This window comes from Bradyrhizobium sp. AUGA SZCCT0169, assembly GCF_018130085.1.
Classification (GTDB): Bacteria; Pseudomonadota; Alphaproteobacteria; order Rhizobiales; family Xanthobacteraceae; genus Bradyrhizobium.
Genome location: NZ_JAFCMC010000005.1, coordinates 320,484 through 343,646 on the forward strand (window position 1 = coordinate 320,484; position 23,163 = coordinate 343,646).

21 protein-coding genes are annotated in these 23,163 nt (G+C 61.9%); 12 read left to right on the plus strand and 9 right to left on the minus strand.

Features of this window, described 5'->3' with window-relative positions:
- Positions 1 to 22 precede the first annotated feature (22 nt).
- The 4 genes from JQ609_RS09065 to JQ609_RS09080 form a co-directional block, all read right to left on the minus strand.
- Complete coding sequence (locus JQ609_RS09065; protein ID WP_212273128.1) at positions 23 to 775, minus strand: hypothetical protein; 753 nt, start codon at positions 773 to 775, stop codon at positions 23 to 25.
- A 94-nt stretch (positions 776 to 869) separates the two neighbouring features.
- A complete protein-coding gene (locus JQ609_RS09070; protein WP_212273130.1) occupies positions 870 to 1,481 on the minus strand; it encodes an ImmA/IrrE family metallo-endopeptidase in 612 nt (203 codons plus the stop codon).
- Entirely contained in the window at positions 1,471 to 1,839 is a 369-nt protein-coding gene (locus tag JQ609_RS09075; protein WP_212273132.1) for a helix-turn-helix domain-containing protein, read from the minus strand. The genes JQ609_RS09070 and JQ609_RS09075 overlap by 11 nt, the downstream gene beginning before the upstream one ends.
- Positions 1,840 to 1,936: 97 nt before the next feature.
- Positions 1,937 to 5,710 carry a vitamin B12-dependent ribonucleotide reductase gene (locus JQ609_RS09080; protein WP_212273134.1) on the minus strand — a complete coding sequence of 1,258 codons (3,774 nt, stop codon included), beginning with the start codon at positions 5,708 to 5,710 and terminating at the stop codon, positions 1,937 to 1,939.
- A gap of 811 nt (positions 5,711 to 6,521) precedes the next feature.
- Here JQ609_RS09080 and JQ609_RS09085 point away from each other — a divergent pair.
- On the plus strand, positions 6,522 to 7,421 hold the full coding sequence (locus tag JQ609_RS09085) for a DMT family transporter (protein ID WP_212273136.1): 900 nt from the start codon (positions 6,522 to 6,524) through the stop codon (positions 7,419 to 7,421).
- A 28-nt stretch (positions 7,422 to 7,449) separates the two neighbouring features.
- Here JQ609_RS09085 and JQ609_RS09090 read toward each other — a convergent pair whose 3' ends face one another.
- Positions 7,450 to 8,361 carry a DUF2189 domain-containing protein gene (locus JQ609_RS09090; protein ID WP_212206614.1) on the minus strand — a complete coding sequence of 304 codons (912 nt, stop codon included), beginning with the start codon at positions 8,359 to 8,361 and terminating at the stop codon, positions 7,450 to 7,452.
- Between the two features lie 543 nt (positions 8,362 to 8,904).
- Here JQ609_RS09090 and JQ609_RS09095 point away from each other — a divergent pair.
- The 7 genes from JQ609_RS09095 (at position 8,905) to JQ609_RS09125 (ending at position 14,801) form a co-directional block, all read left to right on the plus strand.
- Positions 8,905 to 9,738 (plus strand): cytochrome c oxidase subunit II, encoded by an 834-nt coding sequence (locus tag JQ609_RS09095; RefSeq protein WP_212273138.1) that lies wholly within the window; start codon positions 8,905 to 8,907, stop codon positions 9,736 to 9,738.
- Between the two features lie 75 nt (positions 9,739 to 9,813).
- The gene (locus tag JQ609_RS09100; RefSeq protein ID WP_212206618.1) at positions 9,814 to 11,589 is read left to right on the plus strand and encodes a cbb3-type cytochrome c oxidase subunit I; all 1,776 of its coding nucleotides are present in this window, start codon (positions 9,814 to 9,816) and stop codon (positions 11,587 to 11,589) included.
- Complete coding sequence (locus JQ609_RS09105) at positions 11,586 to 12,290, plus strand: cytochrome c oxidase subunit 3 (protein ID WP_212273140.1); 705 nt, start codon at positions 11,586 to 11,588, stop codon at positions 12,288 to 12,290. Before JQ609_RS09100 ends, JQ609_RS09105 begins: the two co-directional genes overlap by 4 nt.
- A gap of 10 nt (positions 12,291 to 12,300) precedes the next feature.
- Positions 12,301 to 13,023, plus strand: coding sequence for a heme-copper oxidase subunit III family protein (locus JQ609_RS09110; RefSeq protein WP_212206622.1), 723 nt, complete (start codon positions 12,301 to 12,303; stop codon positions 13,021 to 13,023).
- 9 nt (positions 13,024 to 13,032) lie between these two features.
- Positions 13,033 to 13,434, plus strand: a complete 402-nt coding sequence (locus tag JQ609_RS09115) for a cytochrome C oxidase subunit IV family protein (protein ID WP_212206624.1) — start codon at positions 13,033 to 13,035, stop codon at positions 13,432 to 13,434.
- A gap of 33 nt (positions 13,435 to 13,467) precedes the next feature.
- Entirely contained in the window at positions 13,468 to 13,761 is a 294-nt protein-coding gene (locus JQ609_RS09120; RefSeq protein WP_212273142.1) for a GYD domain-containing protein, read from the plus strand.
- Positions 13,762 to 13,886: 125 nt separating this feature from the next.
- Complete coding sequence (locus JQ609_RS09125; RefSeq protein ID WP_212273143.1) at positions 13,887 to 14,801, plus strand: heme o synthase; 915 nt, start codon at positions 13,887 to 13,889, stop codon at positions 14,799 to 14,801.
- Between the two features lie 414 nt (positions 14,802 to 15,215).
- Here the strand turns inward: JQ609_RS09125 and JQ609_RS09130 are convergent, their stop codons facing one another.
- Positions 15,216 to 17,450 carry a CHASE3 domain-containing protein gene (locus JQ609_RS09130; protein ID WP_212206632.1) on the minus strand — a complete coding sequence of 745 codons (2,235 nt, stop codon included), beginning with the start codon at positions 17,448 to 17,450 and terminating at the stop codon, positions 15,216 to 15,218.
- A gap of 14 nt (positions 17,451 to 17,464) precedes the next feature.
- Positions 17,465 to 17,872: a response regulator gene (locus JQ609_RS09135; RefSeq protein ID WP_212273144.1), complete on the minus strand. Its 408-nt coding sequence runs from the start codon at positions 17,870 to 17,872 to the stop codon at positions 17,465 to 17,467.
- Between the two features lie 215 nt (positions 17,873 to 18,087).
- Between JQ609_RS09135 and JQ609_RS09140 the strand changes: the two genes are divergently transcribed.
- Positions 18,088 to 18,951: a DMT family transporter gene (locus tag JQ609_RS09140; RefSeq protein WP_212273145.1), complete on the plus strand. Its 864-nt coding sequence runs from the start codon at positions 18,088 to 18,090 to the stop codon at positions 18,949 to 18,951.
- Between the two features lie 55 nt (positions 18,952 to 19,006).
- Here the strand turns inward: JQ609_RS09140 and JQ609_RS09145 are convergent, their stop codons facing one another.
- On the minus strand, positions 19,007 to 19,675 hold the full coding sequence (locus JQ609_RS09145; protein ID WP_212206652.1) for a BA14K family protein: 669 nt from the start codon (positions 19,673 to 19,675) through the stop codon (positions 19,007 to 19,009).
- A 269-nt stretch (positions 19,676 to 19,944) separates the two neighbouring features.
- Between JQ609_RS09145 and JQ609_RS09150 the strand changes: the two genes are divergently transcribed.
- Positions 19,945 to 20,355: an NADH:ubiquinone oxidoreductase subunit NDUFA12 gene (locus JQ609_RS09150; RefSeq protein WP_212206654.1), complete on the plus strand. Its 411-nt coding sequence runs from the start codon at positions 19,945 to 19,947 to the stop codon at positions 20,353 to 20,355.
- A 372-nt stretch (positions 20,356 to 20,727) separates the two neighbouring features.
- Here the strand turns inward: JQ609_RS09150 and JQ609_RS09155 are convergent, their stop codons facing one another.
- Entirely contained in the window at positions 20,728 to 21,414 is a 687-nt protein-coding gene (locus JQ609_RS09155; protein WP_212273146.1) for a DJ-1/PfpI family protein, read from the minus strand.
- Between the two features lie 211 nt (positions 21,415 to 21,625).
- On the opposite strand from JQ609_RS09155, the gene JQ609_RS09160 reads away from it, so the two are divergent.
- Together JQ609_RS09160 and JQ609_RS09165 are read left to right on the plus strand one after the other, a co-directional pair.
- A complete protein-coding gene (locus JQ609_RS09160) occupies positions 21,626 to 22,564 on the plus strand; it encodes a GlxA family transcriptional regulator (RefSeq protein WP_212273147.1) in 939 nt (312 codons plus the stop codon).
- 27 nt (positions 22,565 to 22,591) lie between these two features.
- Entirely contained in the window at positions 22,592 to 23,113 is a 522-nt protein-coding gene (locus JQ609_RS09165; protein WP_212206660.1) for an N-acetyltransferase, read from the plus strand.
- Positions 23,114 to 23,163: the final 50 nt, after the last annotated feature.

Below are 23,163 nucleotides of genomic sequence, written 5' to 3' on the forward strand. Positions count from 1 at the left end.
CCGCCCTACGGGCTTGTCAGCATTACAGCGGTGTCGCGCCAGTCCAGAGGTCTTCGTAATAGGCAGTTTTTAATGAGCCGAGTTCTGGTTCGAAAGGCTGCAAGGTTGCCGGAGACCGCTTCGCAAGAGCGTTGAATGATTGCGATAGTGACCAAGCATTCCCATCGAGGACAATTATGCGATCGTGAAGTGCCTCCTGCTTTGCAATCCTCACTTCAGTTGGCCGGGTCGTCCGCTGCTGCCGCCAGGCCCGTAATGCAGGTTCAAGATCGGGGGCGGTCTTTTTATGACCTGACAGCAGGCGGAGTTTGACACCTTCGCCGAGTGATAGCGCAAAATCGTTCAGCACCACTTGCGACATATAAGGGTCGATGATGAAAACATCCGTCGACGCTTTTCCGAGGACCCCGGAAATGGCGATCAGAGCATCATGGGCGGAACCAACGGGGATGTAAGCGCCTCGAGACAAAACCGGCGCCAGCCTTTCCGCAACACCCAGCGCGAGATACATCGCTGTGCGCATTTTTTCGGACTGAGAAGCGGGACTATCGAGCGAGGTGCCAGTTCTATGGTCAAAAGCAAATTTGAAATCGGTGGCAAGCGAAATGTTTCCCATTTCCATCAGGAGAGCATGCACTCTTCCGATCCAGGTAAGCGCCGTGCCGGGAAGAGGTGACACAGAAAGATCGGGTGCAGTGGCAATTAGACCGCCAAGTTCTGAATACCAATGCTTTGAGCGTTCGACGTTTTGGAGGGATGGCAAAAACAAATTCATGGGCGGACCCCTGCAATACGAACCTCGGCTGACAATCCGTAGACGGATTACGCCTTCGGCTCCAATTCGCCTTACCGGCTACGGGCAGCAATGTTTAGTCTGCGCTCGTTGTGGCGTTGAGCGCACGGATCGTGCTGCTCACGCAATCAGGAATCGGCTTCAGTTTTCTAAGTGGGGCCGTTTCGTTGAATCTGATCTGCGCAGCCTGCGCGCTGATTTTGCAGCATTCGGCCAGCTCTTCGGCACTATTGAATTGAATCGCGATATGGTCAGGAACAAGAAAGAGCGACGCAAACTTGCGGGCCTGCCACTCGGCGCTCTCAAAAATACGAATTGTAGTGGTTGCTTTAAGGAGAGCTTCAGCCGACCTCAGCTTGGCCGCGCCGGGATGCATAACCAAATGACCTAGTTCGTGCGCAAAAGTCATTCGGCTGCGGCCGTCCTGGCGTCGGGCCATGGCATACACTGAACCGCGCACCGCAATGTGTGGGGGATCAAACTCAGTATAGGCTTCGGCGTCCCCCATCTCAGGATCGGGGCGAACCACTAGGGCAAAGTCTTTAATAACTTTCGGTACCGATATTTCTAGCAGGCCAACAACACTCGGAGCCCACTGTTCAGCTATGCCCAACGTGTCGCGCCAAGCCAGTGTAATGGCCGCGATGTCTTTTGCAGAACGTCCGTCGACTCTGTAGTCATCCGTCATTTCTAGCCCCACTGTCAGGCGGCTTGTTAAATGCCCGGATTTGATCCGGGTTCATTTTGCTAATTTTCCTGAAAAGTCGCATTGAGCGACCGTTCTCTCCCATGCTCTTGATTCGATTTAATTCGACAACGTTCGAGCGAATCTTCTTTTTGAGATCGCGGAATTCGTCGTCATCCAGCTTAATCCACTCCCGAAAACGTTCGAGATATTCGTCGGATGGCGTGCGCGAGCCACATTCGATGGTCGAAATTTCGTTGACCGAGCAGCCCATCTTTTCCGCTTGGTCACCCATTGTAAGACCTTTCGCTATTCGCAAGTCACGGCAGCGTTGTCCAAATCGACTCAAGACGGTCGTCATGGGCGTGCTCCAAGGTCAAGGTCAGTTCGATTCATGATCGGAATTCCCGAGAGGTGGCTTCTTCAGATAGGTTGCTTGGTCACCTTTGCTCTCGTTCTCAGCTGCACCCCGTCGTGCTTCCACAAGTATCGCACTTCATACATGTCCCGTTGCGCACCAGCGTGAAGTTGCCGCACTCCGAACACATCTCGCCTTCGTAGCCGCGCGCCTTGGCTTCGGCGCGGCGTTCGGCTTTGGTTACGGTGGGCTGGGCGGCCTGGGCTGCGCCGGCCTTGCTCCATTGCAGGGCTTCCAGCTTTTCCGTCGGGGACAGATCGTGCTGGGCTTCCTGCTTCAGCGCGACCGCGCCTTCGACGGCGTCGGCGGCGCGGGAGGTGGCGCCGTGGGAGGCGAGCGAGGTGACGCGGGAGCCGCCCGTCGGCGCCTGGTCGGAGCCGGAGGAGACGGCGGTCGAGCCGCCGCGCATCACGACCAGATTATCCGTGCGCGAGCGGGTGAGGCCCTTGGACAGATACTTGGTCGCCTGCTGGCCGTGATCGGCCGGCTCCTTGCCTTCCTCGACGCCCTTGCCGAGCGCGTCGAAATTCGACTCGGTGGGATCGACATGGGCGAGGTCGAAGCGGCTCATGTAGCTGACCGCAAGCTCGCGGAACACGTAGTCGAGGATCGAGGTCGCGTACTTGATTGAGTCGTTGCCCTGCACGGGGCCCGCCGGCTCGAAGCGGGTGAAGGTGAAGGCGTCGACATATTCTTCCAGCGGCACGCCATATTGCAGGCCGAGCGAGACCGCGATCGCGAAGTTGTTGATGAAGGAGCGCAGCGCCGCGCCTTCCTTGTGCATGTCGATGAAGATCTCGCCGATCCGGCCGTCGTCATATTCGCCGGTGCGGAGATAGACCTTGTGCCCGCCGACGACCGCCTTCTGGGTGTAGCCCTTGCGGCGATCCGGCATCTTCTCGCGCTCGCGCATCACGACGATACGCTCGACCAGCTTCTCCACGATCTTTTCCGAGACCTGCGCGGTGCGCGCGGCCATCGGCTTCTCGTAGAGCGCCTCCACCGCATCATCCTCGTCGTCATCATCAGAGATGAGCTGCGAGTTCAGCGGCTGCGACAGCTTTGAGCCGTCGCGGTAGAGCGCGTTGGCCTTCAGCGCCAGTTTCCAGGACAGCAGGTACGCAGACTTGCAATCCTCGACGGTGGCGTCGTTCGGCATGTTGATGGTTTTTGAGATCGCACCCGAGATGAAGGGCTGCGAGGCCGCCATCATGCGGATGTGGCTCTCCACCGACAGATAGCGCTTGCCGATTTTGCCGCAGGGGTTGGCGCAGTCGAACACCGCATAATGCTCAGCCTTGAGGTGCGGCGCGCCTTCGACCGTCATCGCGCCGCAGATGTGCACGTTGGCGGCTTCGATTTCACGCTTGGTGAAGCCGACGGCGGCGAGCAGGTCAAAGCCGGGGGCCGCGATCACTTCCGGTGCCAGCTTCAGCGTCTCGCGCAGGAATTCTTCACCAAAGGTCCACTTGTTGAAGGCGAACTTGATGTCGAAGGCGGTCGGCAGCGCCGCTTCCACTTTTGCAAGAGCTTCGTCGGTGAAGCCCTTGGCTTTGAGGGTGGAGACGTTGACGCCGGGCGCGTTGGAGAGCGAGCCATGGCCGACGGCGTAGGCCTCGATCTCGGCGATATCAGCTTCGCGGTAACCGAGCGTGCGCAGCGCCACGGGGACGGCCTGGTTGATGATCTTCCAGTAGCCGCCGCCGGCGAGCTTCTTGAATTTCACCAGCGCGAAATCAGGCTCGATGCCCGTGGTGTCGCAATCCATCACGAGGCCGATGGTGCCGGTCGGCGCCACCACGGTGGTTTGCGCGTTGCGGTAGCCATGGGCTTCGCCGAGCTGCAGCGCGAGGTCCCAGGCGGCCTTGGCGTGCTCGACGATGTCGGTCTGCGGCACGCTGGCGTAATCCAGCGGCACCGGATTGACCGCGAGCGCCTCGTAGCCGCGGCTTTCACCATGGGCGGCGCGGCGGTGGTTGCGGATCACGCGCAGCATGTGCTGGGCGTTCTTCTTGTAACCGGGGAAGGGGCCGAGCTCCTTGGCCATCTCGGCCGAGGTCGCATAGGACACGCCGGTCATGATCGCGGTCAGCGCGCCGCACAGCGCGCGGCCTTCCTTCGAGTCATAGGGCAGGCCCATGGTCATCAGGAGGCCGCCGATGTTGGCAAAGCCGAGGCCGAGCGTGCGGAACTCGTAGGAGAGTTCGGCGATCGCCTTCGACGGGAACTGCGCCATCATCACGGAGATTTCCAGGACGACGGTCCAGAGCCGGCACAGGTGCTCATACGCCTCGACGTCGAAGCGTTTTGTCGTCGTCGAGTAGAACGTGATCAGGTTCGCGGACGCCAGATTGCAGGCGGTGTCGTCCAGGAACATGTATTCCGAGCACGGATTGGAGGCGCGGATGTCGCCGGACGCCTTGCAGGTGTGCCAGTCGTTCATGGTGGTGTTGAAGTGCAGGCCGGGATCGGCCGACGCCCAGGCGGCGTGACCGATTTTCTCCCAGAGATCCCGGGCCTTCAGCGTCTTCGTCACCTTCTTGCTGGTGCGGCCGATCAGATTCCAGTCGCCGTCGGTTTCGACAGCACGGAGGAAATCGTCCTTCAGCGAGACCGAGTTGTTGGAGTTCTGGCCGGATACCGTGAGGTAAGCTTCCGAATCCCAGTCGGTGTCGTAGGTCGGGAAGTCGATGTCCTTGTAGCCTTGCTTGGCGAACTGGATCACGCGCTTGATGACGTTGTCGGACACCAGCGCGCGGCGCGCGAGCTTGATTTCGCGGCGGAGCGCCGGGTTCTTCTCGGGATCGAAGCAGTCGTCGCCGGAGCCTTCGCAATTGACGCAGGCCTTCAGCACGGCTTTCAGGTGCTTCTGGTTGATCTTGGAGCCGGTGACCAGCGCCGCGACCTTCTGCTCCTCCTTCACCTTCCAGTCGATATAGGTCTCGATGTCAGGGTGATCGGCGTCGACCACGACCATCTTGGCCGCGCGGCGCGTGGTGCCGCCGGACTTGATCGCGCCGGCCGCACGGTCGCCGATCTTGAGGAAGCTCATCAGGCCGCTTGAGCGGCCGCCGCCGGACAGGCGCTCGCCTTCGCCGCGCAGGCGCGAGAAGTTGGAGCCGGTGCCGGAGCCGTATTTGAACAGGCGGGCTTCGCGGACCCAGAGGTCCATGATACCGCCTTCGTTGACGAGGTCGTCATCGACGCCCTGGATGAAGCAGGCGTGCGGCTGCGGATGCTCGTAGGCCGACTTCGATTTTGTGAGTTTGCCGGTCTTCCAGTCCACATAATAGTGGCCCTGGCCGGGGCCATCGACGCCGTAGGCCCAATGAAGTCCGGTGTTGAACCACTGCGGCGAGTTCGGCGCGACCATCTGTTTTGCGAGCATGAAGCGCAACTCGTCGAAGAACGCCTGCGCGTCTTCTTCGCTCGAGAAGTAGCTGCCCTTCCAGCCCCAATAGGTCCAGCAGCCGGCGAGGCGGTCGAACACCTGCTTGGCCGAGAGTTCACTGACGAAGCGCTCGTTCTCGGGCAGCAGGGCCAGTGCCTCGGTGTCGGGCACCGAGCGCCACAGCCACGAGGGCACAGTCTCTTCCTCGACCTTCTTCAGGCGTGCGGCGACGCCGGCCTTGCGGAAATATTTTTGCGCGAGGACGTCGGAGGCGACCTGCGACCAGAACTGCGGCACCTCGACATTTTCCAGCCGGAACACGATCGAACCATCGGGATTGCGGATCTCCGATGTCGTTAATCTGAAATCAATCCCTGCGTAGGGTGACTGGCCTTGAGTCGTGTTGCGCCGTTCGATTCGCATGGTCGTGCCCCGTCTTCTTCTGACCGGTCCGCTCTACCGCGGGTTCCGGAATGTTATCCTTGAGCGGACCTCCCGAACCATGGCTGCCGTCGGGACTATAAGAATAGCCCGGGCAACCCTGATCCCTTGATCCGCAGCTCAACCGGTGAACCCGGTCTGTCTCTCTGGCACTTCCTGCCGGGCCCGATCCGGCCCTTCCAGGTCATGCAATCAACGCCCCAACGCTCCACTTACCGCGTCACTTTGGGCCTGTTCCGGCCCGTTTTTTTCCGCCCCGAACTGCCCGGTTTTTGAGGGCAGAAAGTCCTCACCCGCAGCCCTAACCGGCGGGCGGAGTGGTCGTTTCGGAACCCATTTGGGATGACCGGCGGGGACCCAAAACACACTCGCGCCGAACAGGAAGAAAGCTAGGCCAAGTCCGTTGCGCCCGTCAAGGACTAGTACGAGTTCCTGAATCAAATACTAAATATGGTGGAAAGAGGGGGATAACAGGGGGTGATCGCGCGCCTGTGATCGGCCCAAGTATCAGTGAGTCCTCACAGATTCGACAAGGAAAAAAATGTTCAGGGCCTGTGGAGCGAAGGCTTCTCCCGGCTGTTCACAGGGCAAGTATTTATTCTCCTCTTCCGGGCCTTCCGGGATTGCGCTCCTGAGACTCACGTAAGGCTACGGAGAACTCCACCCTGACATGCCGGGGAGCCGGTGGTCGCGGGCCCCGATAAGGGCCAAAGTCGCCGCCGATTCCCCCCGGCTGATTCTCGAGCCGATTTCTCTTTTCACCGATTCATTTTCGGTCCTTTGCCGGTCGTTCATGACAGAGCCTGTGCCACCAGCCGCGCGTGCGCGTATCGCACCCGCCGGCCTCACGTTCCTCGCCATCACCTCGGTGGGCTGGGGCTTTAACTGGCCGGTCACAAAATTCCTGCTCGGCGAACTGCCGCCGCTGACCCTGCGCGGCGTCACCGGCGTGATCGGGGCCTTGCTGCTGGCGGCGCTGGCGCTGTTGCGGGGGCAGACGCTGCGGGTCGACCGGGCGCTGTGGCCGCGGCTGATGCTGGCCGCAACGCTCAACGTCACCGGCTGGATGGTGCTGATGGGGCTGGCGCTGCTGTGGCTGCCGGCCAGCGAAACCGCGCTGATCGCCTACACCATGCCGGTCTGGGCCTCGCTGTTGGCCTGGCCGGTGCTGGGCGAGCGGCCGACTTTATTGCGCACGGTCTCGCTGGTGATGGCGTTCGCAGGGTTAGCGGCCATCATGGGCGGCAATGGCGTGACGGCCTCTGCGGCCAAACTGCCGGGGATATTGATGGCGCTGGCCGGCTCGATGGGCTTTGCGCTCGGCACTGTGCTGGCCAAGAAACTGCCGCTCGACATGCCGCCGATCCCGGCCGCCGCCTGGCAGATCGGGCTCGGCTGTTTTCCGGTCGCCATCGTCGGCCTCGCAATCGAGACCACGGATCTGGGCAAGGTCAGCCAGATCGGCTGGTGGCTCTTGATCTATTCCACCGTGATCCAGTTCTGCATCGCCTATGTGAGCTGGTTTGCCGCGCTGTCGCGGCTGCCGGCCTCGGTCGCCGCGATCGGCACCATGGCGGTGCCGGTCATCGGCGTGGTGGCCTCGGCCGCAGCCCTGGGCGAGCCGCTGGGCCCGGTCCAGATCGTGGCGCTGCTGTTCACGCTGGCGGGCGTCGTGCTGGCGACGCGGTCGTGACGGCTTAGCAGCCTCGTATCACTTGCGCTTACTTCTCGCGGCTCCACGGAAACAGATTGGCCGGGAAATCCGCAGCGTAGCGGTGTCCTTTGCGCAGGTGGGGTTCTTCCTCCTGTGGGGGATTGGGGTCCGGCTCCACCACTTTCCGGTACAGATGCCAGGTGGCATGACCGAGCACCGGCAGAACGACGGCCAGGCCAACGAACAGCGGTAGCGAACCGATCACCAGCAGCGCCGCGACGATCAGCCCCCACGCGGCCATCGCAACCGGATTTTTCATCACCGCCCAGATCGAGGTCCGGATCGCGTCTATCGCCGTCGCATGCCGGTCAAGCATCAATGGAAACGACACGACACTGACGCACAGTGCCACGACCGCGAACAGAAAACCGACGCCGCAGCCAACGATGATGAGCGACCATCCTTCCGGCGTCGTCAGCACGCGCGTTGCGAAGTCAGGGATGCTCGCCGCCGGAGCATGGCCGAAGATTGAAACGTAGATGGCGTTCGCGACGCCGATCCAGGCTCCGAACAGGACGAGCAGGAGCACGCCGAGTTCGATCATGGCGCCGAATGCCGGCGCGCGCAGCACGTGAAGCGCTTTCGATACGTCGACTTCCTCGCCGCGCTCGCGGCGGCGGCTGAGCTCGTAGAGGCCAATCGCTGCAAAGGGTCCGAGCAGGGCAAACCCGGCTGCCAGCGGAAACAGCAGAGGCAGTACCGAATAGCCAAGCACCATCCTGAACAGGGCAATTCCGAGAACCGGATAGATCACGCACACGACAACCGCGTGGCTTGGCATTGCCTTGAAGTCTTCCCAGCCCAGGCGCAGCGCCTCGTGCAGGTCGGACAGTCCGATTTTGCGAATCGGATATGTGGCGGCGTCGCCGAATACGTGCCGTCCAACTTTTGCGATGTTGTCGGAATACATGGTGGCCATGAACGCACCTCCCGTGCTGAAAGCCGTGGCGGTGACACCGACGCGGTTTTCAGCCACGCGTGTCCGCCGCAAAGTGCGAGAAACGCGATCGAGCCGAGTGCGGCAAACCCGAGGTAACAAAGAGGAGCTTAGCCGGACGAAACTTGTCGCGACCTGCAGAGGCAGATTAACGCGATTGGGATCAGGCGGCGCTCACGGTTCGGTGAAGTGTGCACGTTCCCGGTCATTTGGTGCGTTGCGTTATCCTCAAGCGATCGAGCCGGCTGACACGCGCTGCTTGCGGCATCAGCCTGGCGCTCCGACGAGGTAGTCCTCTATCATCTATTGACGCGCGGCTGGACGCGTACCATCTTACTCTCTGACGCCCCGGATCCGATGGTTAGCGGTCGTAACGTGTGCTCCGTGCCACGTTTGGATGTCGCGACCGGTCATATGGGCGAGGCAAGACACACTGCGATGGCGCATGTGAAGTCGGCCATCGAGACAGTGAGCTGCGCCCTTTAATCCGTCTCCGTTGCCTTGAATGGCAAGGAGGACTGAAGGATGGTTGTCGCACTCATACTGCTTCTGGTCGCAGTCGGCTCGGTGCTGTTTCACATCTACAGCCCGTGGTGGTGGACGCCGATCGCCACGAACTGGAGCTACATCGACCACACCATCAGCATCACCTTCTGGATCACGGGAGCGGTGTTCTTCGCGGTGATCGCGTTCATGGCCTATTGCGTCTTCCGCTTTCATCACAAGGAGGGAAGGCGGGCAGCGTACAATCCCGAAAACAAGAAGCTCGAATGGTGGCTCACCATCGGGACTGCGGTCGGCGTCGGAGCCATGTTGGCGCCCGGCCTGGTTGTCTGGCACCAGTTCGTCACGGTTCCGGCTGATGCCACCGAGATCGAGGTCATGGGCCAGCAGTGGCAATGGAGCTTCCGCCTCCCGGGGAAGGATGGCCGGATGGGCACAACCAATGTCCGCAACATCAGTCCCGAAAACCCCATGGGCTTGAATCGCGACGATCCGAATGGACAAGACGACGTCGTGATCGACAGCGGCGACTTGCACCTCCCGATCGGGAAGCCGGTCAAGGTTTTGCTCCGCTCGCTCGATGTCTTGCACAATTTCTATGTGCCCGAGTTCCGGGCCAAGATGGATATGGTTCCAGGCATGGTGACCTATTTCTGGATGACCCCGATCCGGACCGGAACGTTTGATGTTCTCTGCGCTGAGCTATGCGGCGTGGCGCACGCGCAGATGCGGGCCAAGGTCATCGTCCAGGAGGAAGGCGAGTATCACGCCTGGCTGGAGACGCAGAAGACGTTTGCAGAACTGTCAGGCCGAAACGCCGTGACGAAGGCGACGTACAAATCCGGCGGCAAGTAGGAAAGCGCCGCTGCAAAGATCAATCGGGCGCGTGAACGGATCGCCCCGATGGAAACGACCAAGGAGGGTTTTTCTATGGTCGATGTCCCATATGACGCACGCGCGGACGCGCCGCCTGCCGAAGTGCCGGAGGTTGAGCTCTATCATCCCAGAAGCTGGTGGACGCAGTACGTCTTTTCGCAGGACGCCAAAGTCATCGCCATCCAGTACTCGCTGACGGCGTCCGCAATCGGGCTGGTGGCCCTGGTACTGTCGTGGCTGATGCGACTGCAACTGGGATTTCCCGGCACGTTTTCCTTTATCGATGCAAGCCAATATCTCCAGTTCATCACCATGCACGGCATGATCATGGTGATCTATCTGCTCACGGCATTGTTCCTGGGAGGTTTCGGCAACTACCTTATCCCGCTGATGGTCGGCGCCCGGGACATGGTTTTCCCCTATGTCAACATGCTGAGCTACTGGATCTACCTGCTCGCGGTCCTGGTGTTGGCGTCGACCTTTTTCGTGCCTGGCGGGCCCACCGGCGCCGGCTGGACGCTCTACCCACCGCAGGCGGTTCTCTCCGGTACCCCCGGGCAGGATTGGGGCATCGTTCTCATGCTGGTCTCGCTGATCCTGTTCATCATCGGCTTCACCATGGGCGGGCTGAATTATGTGGTGACGGTACTGCAGGCGCGCACACGCGGCATGACGTTGATGCGGATGCCGTTGACGGTGTGGGGCATTTTCACGGCCACCGTGATGGCGCTGCTGGCCTTTCCGGCGCTGTTCGTTGCCTCGGTCATGATGCTGTTCGACCGTCTGCTGGGAACCAGCTTCTTCATGCCGGCACTCGTCGAGATGGGCCAGCAGATGAAGTATGGCGGGGGCAGCCCGATCCTGTTCCAGCACCTCTTCTGGTTCTTCGGCCATCCGGAAGTCTACATCGTCGCCTTGCCGGCCTTCGGCATCGTTTCCGATCTGATCTCTACCCACGCGCGAAAGAACATCTTCGGCTATCGCATGATGGTTTGGGCGATCGTGGGAATTGGCGCTCTCAGCTTCGTCGTATGGGCGCACCACATGTATGTGAGCGGGATGCACCCGAAATTCGGGTTCTTCTTCGCCACCACGACGCTCATCATCGCCATCCCGACCGCTATCAAGGTCTACAACTGGGTGCTGACCCTGTGGCGCGGCGACATTCATCTCACCGTTCCGATGCTGTTTGCCCTCGGCTTCATCATCACGTTCGTGAACGGCGGGCTCACGGGCCTCTTCCTCGGCAACGTCGTCGTGGACGTCCCGCTGTCGGATACCATGTTCGTCGTCGCGCATTTCCACATGGTGATGGGCGTGGCGCCGATCATGGTCGTGCTGGGCGCGATCTATCATTGGTACCCCAAGGTCACCGGGCGGATGCTGGATGACTGGATGGGCAAGTTTCATTTCTGGGTGACGTTCCTCGGCGCCTATCTGATCTTCTTCCCGATGCATTACATTGGACTGCTCGGCGTTCCGCGCCGGTATCACGACATCGGCGAGGCGGCGTTTATCCCGTCATCGACCCATACGCTCAATGCCTTCATCACCGTCATGGCCTTGATCGTGGGCTTCGCCCAGATGGTGTTCCTGTTCAATCTGGTCTGGAGCCTGTTCAGGGGCAGGCCTTCGGGTGGCAATCCATGGCGGGCGACAACACTGGAGTGGCAGACGCCGGAAACCCCGCCCGGGCACGGCAACTGGGGCAAGGAGCTCCCGGTGGTCTACCGGTGGGCGTATGACTACAGCGTGCCCGGTGCTGCGCAGGACTTCATTCCGCAGAACCAGCCGCGGACGACGCCGGCCGTTCAGGGAGCTGCTCCGTGAGCGCCATCATCCTGTTCATGGCTGTCATGGCGGTCATCGCTGGATGGTGGCTCTCGCAGCAACGGCTGACAGCCAAACCCTGGCTGGAAGAAGGTTCGATCGACGATTTCCCGGGCACGGGTGCAATCACCCTGCCGGCAGCCAAGATCGGACTGGGCGTGTTTCTTGCCGTCGCCGGCTCGCTGTTTGCACTCTTCATCAGCGCTTACTCCATGCGCATGAACATGGCGGACTGGCGCACGATGCCGGTGCCTTCGCTGCTGTGGTTCAACACGGGCGTCCTGGTTCTGAGCAGTATTGCGCTGCAATGGGCACACGTGGCCGCACGCCGGGACGACATGGACGGTGTGATCGTCAGTCTTTGCGCAGGCGGTGCGTCCGCGATTACATTCCTGATCGGGCAACTGCTGGCGTGGCAACAGCTGCGCGCAGCGGGTTACTTCGTCGCGTCCAATCCAGCCAACTCCTTCTTCTACATGATGACCGCGGCGCACGGCCTGCACCTGATGGGCGGCCTGGTGGCGCTCGGCAGAGCGACTGCCAGGGTCTGGCGCGGCGCCGAGATGGCGCAGGTGCGCCTGAGCGTGGAGCTCTGCACCATTTACTGGCACTTCCTGCTGTTGGTCTGGCTGGTCTTGCTTGGCCTGCTGACGGGCTGGACGGACGATTTCGTCGATATCTGTCGCAGGTTGCTCACCTAGGAGAGACCAGATGGCAGAGACTGTGCTGACAAACCCTGGAGAATCGCCCGCGCGGGCCGCCGGCTTGCGGGGCATTGCCGACGACTGGTCGTCGGATCAGCGCACGTTCAAGAATGTCTCCTGGGGGAAGGCCATGATGTGGATCTTCCTCCTGAGCGACACCTTTATCTTCAGCTGCTTCCTGCTGTCCTACATGACCGCGCGAATGTCCACGACTGTGCCGTGGCCGAATCCGAGCGAGGTATTCGCTCTCACGATTGGCGGGCATCATATCCCGCTCATCCTGATCGCCATCATGACCTTCGTCCTGATCTCCAGCAGCGGCACCATGGCGATGGCCGTCAATTTCGGTTACCGCCGCGATCGCGTCAAAACCGCAGTCCTGATGCTGGTCACAGCGGCGCTTGGCGCAACGTTTGTCGGAATGCAGGCCTTCGAATGGACCAAGCTGATCACGGAGGGCGTCCGGCCCTGGGAAAACCCCTGGGGCGCGGCGCAGTTCGGCTCGAGCTTCTTCATGATCACCGGCTTCCACGGCACTCACGTGACGTTCGGCGTGATCTTCCTGATCGCCATCGCGCGAAAGGTCTGGCGGGGAGACTTCGACGTCGAAAGGCGCGGCTTCTTCACGAGCAGAAAGGGACACTACGAGATCGTCGAGATCATGGGCCTTTACTGGCACTTCGTCGATCTGGTGTGGGTGTTCATCTTTGCATTCTTTTATCTTTGGTGAGGTCGGCGCATGACAAACGTGGCGGTACATCTGGAAGCCCAGCAACCTTCGCTGCACGCGCATGTGCATGACGTGCCCGCATCAGGAGCCACGCACGCAGAGGGCCAGCAGCACCCGATCAAGCTCTATCTCGTGGTCTGGGGATGGCTGTTCGTTCTCAGCGCCTGCTCCTATCTCGTCGACTACTTCCACTTCCAAGGCTATCTCCGATGGTCGCTGATCCTGTTGTTCATGGTGTTGAAGGCCGGCTTGATCGTCGCCGTCTTCATGCACATGGCCTGGGAGCGGCTGGCGTTGAGCTATGCCATCCTGCTGCCGCCGGTGCTGGTGTTGGTGTTCGTGGCGATCATGGTGTTCGAATCCGACTACACGCACCTCATCCGGGTCGTGTTCTTCGCGCCTTCGACGTAGGCGCTGTTGCCTCGTACCAAATGGAGGATGGCCATGACCACATATGTCATGCTTGCAAACTGGACCGAGCAAGGCATTCTGAAGGTGAAGGACTCGCCAAGCCGCCTGGACGCAGCAAAGAAAGCGCTCAAGGATATGAGCGGCGAGTTCAAATTCTTTTTCCTGACCATGGGCGACTTTGACATCGTCGCGATCTATGAGGCTCCTGACGACGCCGTGGCGGCACGTTTCAGCCTGCAACTGGGCATGCAGGGAAACATCCGGACGCGCACGCTGAAAGCGTTTCCTGAAACAGCCTATCGGGAAATCATCAAGTCGCTGGGGTAGACGGCACAAGGGTGTGCTCGTGAAGTTTTCAGTCCTGGTTTTGCAAAGGGATATTTCAGGACGATCGCATCGTTTTTTACTACGCAGACGTCGCCATGTCGCCGGCAAGAGGAGGCATTAATCTCATGCAAATCAATCGTTCGATTCTACTTCGCGGGAGCTACGCCGGCATCGGGGACTATGTCGCGCTGACGAAACCGCGCGTTATGTCGCTGGTCGTCTTTACCGCATTGGTTGCTCTCATGGTCGCACCAGGCGACATCGATCCCTTCGCCGGTGCCGCTGCTCTTCTTTGCATAGCTGCCGGAGCGGGCGCTGCAGGTGCGCTCAATATGTGGTACGACGCCGACATTGATGCGGTGATGGCGCGTACCGCCATGCGTCCGATTCCCAGCGGCCGCGTATCGCGCACGGAAGCATTGGTTTTCGGATTGATGCTTGGAAGCTGCGCCATCCTGGCCCTCGGCACGTTGCTGAACATGGCCGCGGCTGCGCTGCTGGCTTTCACAATTTTCTTCTATGTCGTCGTCTACACGATGTGGCTCAAACGCCGAACACCGCAAAATATCGTCATAGGCGGTGCGGCTGGCGCACTTCCACCGGTGATCGGCTGGGTTGCGGCCACGGGAAGCGTCGGGATCGAGCCGCTCATCCTGTTCCTGATCATCTTCCTTTGGACGCCACCTCACTTCTGGGCATTGTCGCTCAATCTTGCCGGAGAATATGCCAGAGCCGGGGTGCCGATGTTGCCGGTCGTAGCCGGCAAGGCCGAAACAAAGCGCCAGATTCTTCTCTATAGCGTTGTTCTGGCTCCGATCGCGCTGACACCCTGGGCACTGGGATTTGCGGGCGCCATCTATGGCGCGGCTGCAGCGATGCTCGGCGCGATCATGATTTTTCTCGCATGGCAGGTACGTCAGAGCGACGACGGCAAGGAAAGGCGGCCCGCTCGTCGCCTGTTCGTGTTTTCGATGCTCTATCTGGTCCTGCTTTTTGGGGTGTTGCTGATGGATGCTGTTCCCTCCGTTCAGTCTCACTAGCCAGCGCTTATCGACAAGAAAGGCCCCGGATCGCTCCGGGGCCTTTGGGGCATTGGCGAAGCTAGAAACCGGACCCCGACACCAGCAGAATTGCGCCGATCACCATAAGGAGAATGCCCGGCCAGTTCGTTGCCAGGCCCAGGAATCGGAGACTGCGCCGTGGCGGCTCCAGAGTGCCGCGAACCGGCCGGGAGGAGTCCGGGCCGCTAAGCGATCCCCGCCAAATGGCGGTGCGGGCCATGTACAACATTCCGCCGAGAACGAGCAGCGCGCCAAGCCCCATCAGGAACATTTTCGCCTCTCAGTTCATGGTTGCCACGCAGAACAGAACCGGGATTCAAGCGCCAGGTGGTACGATTCGTTCCTACGCGGTAATGAGTCCGCGGTTCTGATTCAATTTGAACTGATAAGGCTCTAGTCCAGCGCCTGGCGGATCATTTTTGCCAGCTGCGACTTGCGATAGGGCTTGCTCAGCAGCAAGACGCCGGGGTCGAGCCGCCCCTGGTGCACGATCGCGTTGTCGGTATATCCAGAGGTATACAACACTCTTATACCGGGCCGGTGTTTGACGACTTCGTCGGCGAGCTGCCTGCCGGACATGCCGTTGGGCAGGATCACGTCGGTGAAGAGCAGGTCGAAAGGCAGGCCGTTTTTCACGGCCTGCAGCGCCGAGGGACCGTCTGCGGTATCGAGGGTCTGGTAGCCGAGGGTCTGCAACTGCGTGGTGACGAAGTTGCGCACCAGATCATCGTCCTCCACCACCAGGATGGTTTCGGCGCCGCCTACCAGCGGGGCGGCCGCAGCCACGGCGGCCGGCGCCTGGCCGCGGGCGGGCGGCAGATAAAGCTTGATCGTGGTGCCGTGGCCTTCCTCGCTGTAGACCCGGATGTGGCCGCCGGACTGCTTGACGAAGCCGTAGACCATGCTCATGCCGAGGCCGGTACCCTTGCCGACTTCCTTGGTGGTGAAGAACGGCTCGAACACCTTGTCCTGGATCTCCTTGGACATGCCGGTGCCGGTGTCGCTGACCGCCAGCATCACGTACGGGCCGGGCAGCACGTCGGGATTGGCCTGTGCATAGGCCTGGTCGAGCACGACGTTGCGGGTCTCCAGCAGCAGCTTGCCGCCTTCGGGCATCGCATCGCGGGCATTGATCGCCATGTTGAGCAGCGAGTTCGCCAGCTGCGAGGGATCGATATGCGCGGCCGCAACCTCCGGCTCGAGGATCGAGTCGATCTCGATGTGTTCGCCGAGGGTAGGGCGCAGCAGCTTGGCGATGTCGAGGACGGTGCCGTTGACGTCGATATTGCGCGGCTGAAGCGGTTGCCGGCGCGCGAATGCCAGCAGATGCTGGATCAGCTCGATGCAGCGTTCCGCCGCCACGTCGATCAGCTCGGCGGTTTTTTTCAGTGCCGGCTGGTCCTCGAGTGCGGCGACCAGCCGTTCGGTGGTGCCGGTGATGACCGTCAGCATGTTGTTGAAATCGTGGGCGACGCCGCCGGTCAGTTTGCCGATGGCGTCGAGTTTTTGCGACTGCTGCAGCTTGCGCTCGATTTCGCGCGTCGCAGTGATGTCATGATAGAGCAGCGCCGCGCCACTGATGGCGCGCGATGCGTCGCGCAGCGGCCGGCCGCTGATGACGAGGTGAACCGGCGCGCTGCCGCTCTTGGGCCGCACCACGATTTCGGTGGCGTCGAACTCCTCGCCGCGCAGCGCGCGCGCCGCCGGCATCTCCCGGGTAGGCAGCGGCGTGACGCCATCGGCGCGAAAGACGGTGCTCAGCTGCCGCAGCAGTTCCACGGTCATGCCCGGACGGTAGCGCAGCATCTTTTCCGCGGCCGGGTTGGAGAGCAGCACGCGGCCCTTGGCGTCGATGACGAGCACCGCTTCCGCCATGCTGTGAAAGGTGCTCTGCATCACTTCGGTCGAGTGTCGGAGTTCCTCGTGTGCTGTGACCAGGTGTCCGGTGCGTTCGGCGACCGCGGCCTCCAGCGCCTCGTTGGTGGCTTTGGTTGCAGTCAGGGATTCTTGCAACTCACGGCGCGACCTGCCGCTCGAGCGCGTGAGGACGGTCGCAAGGATCAGGATCAGCAGCACGCAAGCCAGGTCAACCGCCAGCAGGAAGCCGCCGTTGGTTTCGGACTGGGTGCGCCGCAGCGTGAGACGCCTTCGCTCTTCGGCGACGGTCTTTGCCAGATTTTCACCGATCGTCTCTGTCGCCTTGCGGTCCTCGTCATTGGACAGCAATGCGGCGATTTTTGCCTGGTCGCCCGCATTCTTGAGCCTGATCAACTCGCCGCCCGTCACAATCTGGCGGGCCACCTGGGCCTTGGCTTCCTCGATCAGCCGGGTTTGGCCGGGATTGCCCTCGACGGTCTTGATCAGGTCATCGAAGGCCGGCAGGATTGCGTCACTGGACTCGTTATATTCCTTCACGAAGTCCGGGTTGCCGGTGAGCGCAAAGCCGCGCGCAGCGCTTTCGGCGCGGCGCAGCAGCGGCCGGATATCCGAGATTCGCTTCAGCACTTCCAGGGCATGGTCGACCGACGCCGTATCGGCCCGCGACTTCAGGTCGAGACCGATGGAAGCAGCACCGATAAGAAGAAGGATCGCGAGGCCGATTCCAAGGATGATACGCTGCGGGAGCATTGACGCTTTTATTTTCATCTTTTTGAGAGGCGCGCAGACTGTATCGGTTTCGTGAGGCATTCGTTGACGCTGGTCAACAGCGAGTTGGGCGTGAACGGCTTGCGCAGGCAGCATGCCGCGCCGAGTTCGATGGTCATCCGCAGCAAATTGGGCTCGCGCTCGGTGTTGGCGAATGCGTAGCCCGACATCGCAATGATCGGAACCTCGGGCCGGCGCTCGTGGAACGTCCGAATGGATTCAAACCCGCGCATGTGCGGCATGAAGACGTCGATCAGCATCACGTCGAAATCGGTCGCTTCGAGCGCCTGCATCCCGGCCTCACCACCATCGGCAATGGTGACCTCGAAACCCTGGCGCTGCAGACAAACTTCGATGGCAACGCAAACCATCGGGTCGTCATCGACCACGAGAACGCGCGGCACGCGGATTCCTTTTGCTCGGGCTGCAGTCGGCGACTCGCAAAAAACCCCTGACAAGGATTAAGGCGGAACGTCGACTGGCCGTCTGTATGATAGAGTGCATATAAGATTTGCCTAGAGGCGAATTCGGTAGTCTGTGTCAGAACGAGAACAAATGCGTCCCCGGTTCCGGATCTAAACCCGCCGTGTCCACACATCGCCCAGCGGGTCGTCCCCGAATGTTGCCGCTCGGCCTCATCGTCCTGTCGATCGCCTCGGTGGGGTGGGGCCTCAACTTCCCGATCATGAAACATCTGCTGACGGAGTGGCCACCGCTGTCGTCGCGCGGCCTGTGCGGCATCGTCGGCGCTGCAGCCCTCGCGTTGATCGCGCTGGCGCGGCAGGAGACGCTCCGCGTTCCCAGGGGAATGTGGCTGCGGCTGTGGCTGGTTTCCACGTTGTCGCTCGGCGGCTGGGTTGCGTTCATGGGGCTCGCATTGTTGTGGCTGAGTGCCAGCGAGGCTGCGGTGCTCGGAATCTCGATCCCGGTCTGGGTGGCGTTTCTGGCGTGGCCGATCCTCGGCGAACGGCTGTCGCTGTTGCGGGCCATATCCTTGACGGTCTCGCTGGCCGGCATTGCGGTGCTGCTCGGCGGCAACGGCTTCGACGCCAGCGTCGAGAAGCTGCCGGGAATCCTGTGCGCCCTGGCCGGCGCGGTATGCACCGCGCTCGGCACCGTGCTGACCAAGCATTTCCCGCTCGCGATGCCGCCATTGTCGCTCGCCGCTTGGCAGGTCGGCCTCGGCTGCCTGCCGATCGCGATCGTCGGGCTCGCGGTCGAGCAGCCGCAATTGGCTGCGCTGTCATCGATCGGCTGGGCGTCGATGATCTATATGACGGTGATCCAGTTTTGCCTGTGTTACGTCTGCTGGTTCGCCGCCCTTGAGCGGCTGCCGGCGGCGACCGCATCGATCGGCACCCTGCTGGTGCCGGTGGTCGGCGTGCTGGCGGCGGCGGCCATGCTGAATGAGCCGCTCGGCGCGCGCGAGGTCGCGGCCCTGGTGATCACGCTCGGCGGCGTCGCGGTGGCGCTACGCGCATGAAAAGAGCGGCGCACCGCAATGCGCCGCTCTTCCAATTCAGGTTAACTGGCCAGCGTTACGGGCAGGGATGCCGCCGCCCGTCATAGCCGAGATAGGTTTGCGTCCGGACATTGTAAGAGCGATATTTCGCCCTGCAGGAAGCAACGGTGTCGCCGCCCGGGACGACCGCGACCACGCCGTCATCGACATATTCGTCGCCGTAGTAATAGGGGTCGTTGTAGTAGCCGTAGCTGCTGCCGTAATAGCCAAGCCCGCTGCCGATAACGACGCCGGTTGCGAAACCAGGGTAGAAACCGCCGTGGCGATGGCGATGATGATGGCGATGACCGCCATGATGGAAGCCGCCACCGCCGCTAAACCTCGGGCCGGGGGCCACACCGCCGCCGATGACGCCGCCGCCACCGCCGCCACGAATGCCGCCCGCCATCGGTGGGGGTGCACCGCCGCCGCCTCGGAAGGCGCCGCCACCGCCACCAACCATCGCGCCGCCACCGCCACCAATCATCGCGCCGCCGCCACCACCGCGGAAACCACCGCCGCCGCCACCGATAGCGGCTCCGCCGCCGCCACCACCGCCGACAGCCGCTCCACCGCCGCCACCTCTACCACCAATGGCCCCCCCGGCGCTCGGAGGCGCCTGGGCGAAGCTCGGGTTGGGCAGCACCGTCGGTGCAACAAGCACCGCGATCGCTGCCGCGGAACATAGAATTTTCAGATTGATCATTGTTGGCTCCATCTCCGGGATACTGACCCTAACCATTTGAGAAGGAGGGCGTTCCCGAGCCCGCGCACCGGTCGTGCGCAACAGCGAGCCTGTCAGATCGGAACTGTATGTCGAATGAACAGGTCGTTATGATTCCGCGACATTTGGACGCCAAAAACGGCCGGAACAGCGACCGGGCAAAGTGTCGCCGCAATTGGCGATCGCGTCTGGACAATCGGGCGCGCCGATGGCATCACCGGCCCACGCCTTCTCGAACCGCCCGAGCCCTCATGAAGCTGTTTCTGCTCAAAATATTCACCTGGTGGAACGGCCAGACCTTCGGCACCCAATTGTGGACGTGGCGCTTCGGCGAGCTGGTCGGCCAGGACGAGCAGGGCAACACCTATTATCGCACCAAGGGCGGCAAGATCGATCCGACGCTCGGCTTCCAGCGGCGCTGGGTGGTCTACAACGGCTATGCCGAAGCGACGAGGGTGCCGCCATCATGGCACGGCTGGCTGCATCACACCGTCGACGTCGCCCCGACCGAAGAGACGTACACCCCGCGCGAGTGGGAAAAGCCGCACCAGCCGAACCTGACCGGCACGTCGGCGGCCTACCGTCCATCCGGCTCGACGCTGGCGAGCGGCCGCCGTCCGAAGGCGACCGGCGACTACCAGCCCTGGACGCCGGGAAGCTGATAGACAGCTGATTCACCGTTATGTTGAGCGCGGACCACCGCGCGGCAAGGCACGCGTCGTGAACGCGGATGCGTCGCTCGCCTGTGAATAACGGGAACAGCGGGGACATCGGCCGCTGCGTGGTTGCGCACTTGCCCCATTCGCCGTTCAATGAACCCATCTTACGGAGATGGTAAACCATCGCGTACGGTTCGGGCTCCAGTTCGCGACTGTCCCGATGAGCAGCGGCACCCGATCAGGATACGGCTGGGAGATAGGCCCCCGGTGCAGAAGTTCTGAAATCGCCCGTCAATGTGGCGCCGCCGTAGGAAAGGAAAGGCCGTCTGGGCAACCAGGCGGCCTTTTTCTTTTTGCCTTAGCGCAGGCGGCGCGTTACGTCATCCTTGCCGCGGCGCGGCCGATCATTTCGGTGCGGCGGGCTTGCGCGGGCGCGATCTTGTCTTTCATCAGGGCGAGGATTTCCGGTGGCGCGGTGTCGGGCGAGCCTGAATTGAACGGCGGCGCCGGGTTGTATTCGAGCCGGAGCTGGATCGCTTCGGCGGTCCGCCGGTCGACCAGCAGCGACACCAGCGTCAGCGCGAAATCGATCCCTGCGGTGACGCCGCCGCCGGTGACGCGGTTGCGGTCGACGCAGACGCGGGTCCTGGTCGGCGTCGCGCCGAACGCGGAGAGAAAATCCATCGCGGTCCAGTGCGTCGCCGCGCGATATCCTTTCAGCAGGCCGGCCGCGCCCAGCACCAGCGATCCCGTGCAGACCGAGGTGATGTATTTGGCGCCGTCCGCCTGCTTGCGCAGGAACGCCAGCAGCTCCTCGTCATTGATCATGTCGTCGGTGCCGAAACCGCCGGGCACGCAGATGACGTCGAGCTGCGGGCAATCCGCAAAGGTCACCGTCGGCGTGATCGTCAGGACGGAGTCGCTGGGCACAGGCTCGATGCGCTTCCAGATCAGATGCACCTGCGCGCCCGGCACGCTGGAGAACACCTGCAGCGGCCCGGTGAAGTCGAGCTGGGTCACCTTTGGAAACAACACGAGACCGATCTGAAGCGGCACCGACATGAGGACCTCTTTGCTTTGCGAGTTCTACCAGCAGTTCGTCATTGCTGGGCTTGACCCAGCAATCCATCCACTTCGCAAAGACTCTTGCGAAGAACGATGGATGCCCGGATCAAGTCCGGGCATGACGACCGCGGCCTTGACTTGTGCATCCTGACATGATGGCCTCTTGTCAGAAATGCCATATTTCCCTCATTTAAGGACATAACCTCAAATGATCGGTGTGCTGATCTTTCCGGACTTTCAGCTGCTCGATGCCGCGGGGCCGATTTCGGTGTTCGAAATCGCCGCGCGCTTCTCGGGGGCGGCGCCTGCGATCAGGACTTTGGCGGCGACGCCGGGTCCGGTGCGCAGCACCTCCGGCGTCGAGATGCTGGCGCGTGGCTTCAAACCTTCCAGCGCGATCACGACGTTGATCGTGGCGGGTGGCGAGGGCGTGCGAACGGCGGCGATCTGCCCGAAGACGCTGGCCTTCGTGCGGGCTTTGGCCAGGCGCGGCGTCCGCGTCGCCAGCGTTTGCTCCGGCGCTTACGTTCTGGCCGAGGCCGGTCTGCTCGACGGACGTCGCGCCACCACGCATTGGCAACGCACGCGGCACTTCGTGTCGGCCTATCCGAAAGTGAAGCTGGAAGCCGATCGGATCTACACACGCGACGGCAATGTCTGGACCTCGGCGGGGATCTCAGCGGGCATCGATCTCGCGCTCGCGATGGTCGTCGAGGATTACGGAGATGAAATCGCGCAGCGCACCGCCAAGCAGCTCGTTCTCTATCATCGCCGCAGCGGCGGCCAGTCGCAATTCTCGTCGCTGCTGGAATTGAAGTCGCCGACCGGACGGTTCGGACCGCTGCTGGCATGGGCGCGCGAACATCTCGATGCGCCGCTCACGGTGGAGGACCTGGCCGAGCAGGCCGGCATGAGTTCGCGGCATTTCACCCGCGCTTTCATTGCCGAGACCGGCACTACGCCCTCAAAGGCGGTCGAGCGGTTGCGGATCGAGGTGGCGCGGCAGCGCGTGCAGTCGTCCAGCGAGGCGATCGAACGCGTCGCCGAGATCACCGGCTTTCGCGATCCGGAACGGATGCGCCGCGCCTTCATCCGCGCCTTCGGCCAGCCGCCGCAATCGCTGCGGCGGGCGGCACGCGCGGGGTGATGCGCTGATGCGGCGAGATCAGCCGACATGATCCGGAAGGCGAATGAACACGACGCGTCGACGCTCGCTGCGGTGAGCATCGAGGTCTGGATGAACACCTATCTTCGAAAGGGCATCAGTGCCCACTTCGCGGACTATATTCTCTCGGAATTTACGGCGCAGAATCTTCGCGATGCGATCGGCGATCCCGGCAAGGCGAGTTGGGTCTCGGAGAACGGCACCGGAATTGACGGGTTCGTGACCGTGTGTTCGTCGGCAACGCCGCCTTTGGCCGATTGCTCGCCGCTGGAAATCAAAACCCTCTTTGTTCGGCCGAGGCAGCAGTCGGGCGGAAGGGGCACCGCATTGTTACACTGTGCGCTGGAGCATTGCCGGGACCTCGGCGGCGAGAGCGTCTGGTTGACGGTCAATGCCAGGAACAGCCGAGCGATCGGCTTCTATCTCAGGCATGGCTTCAACAAGATCGGCACCACGCAGTTTCGGATCGGCGACCAGGCTTACGAAAACGACGTGATGAAAATCGATCTTCGGCGTCCGGTCGCAACGTAGACCACCGCCGGCATATGTGTGCATTCGCAGCGGCGTGGGCGAGGCGAGCG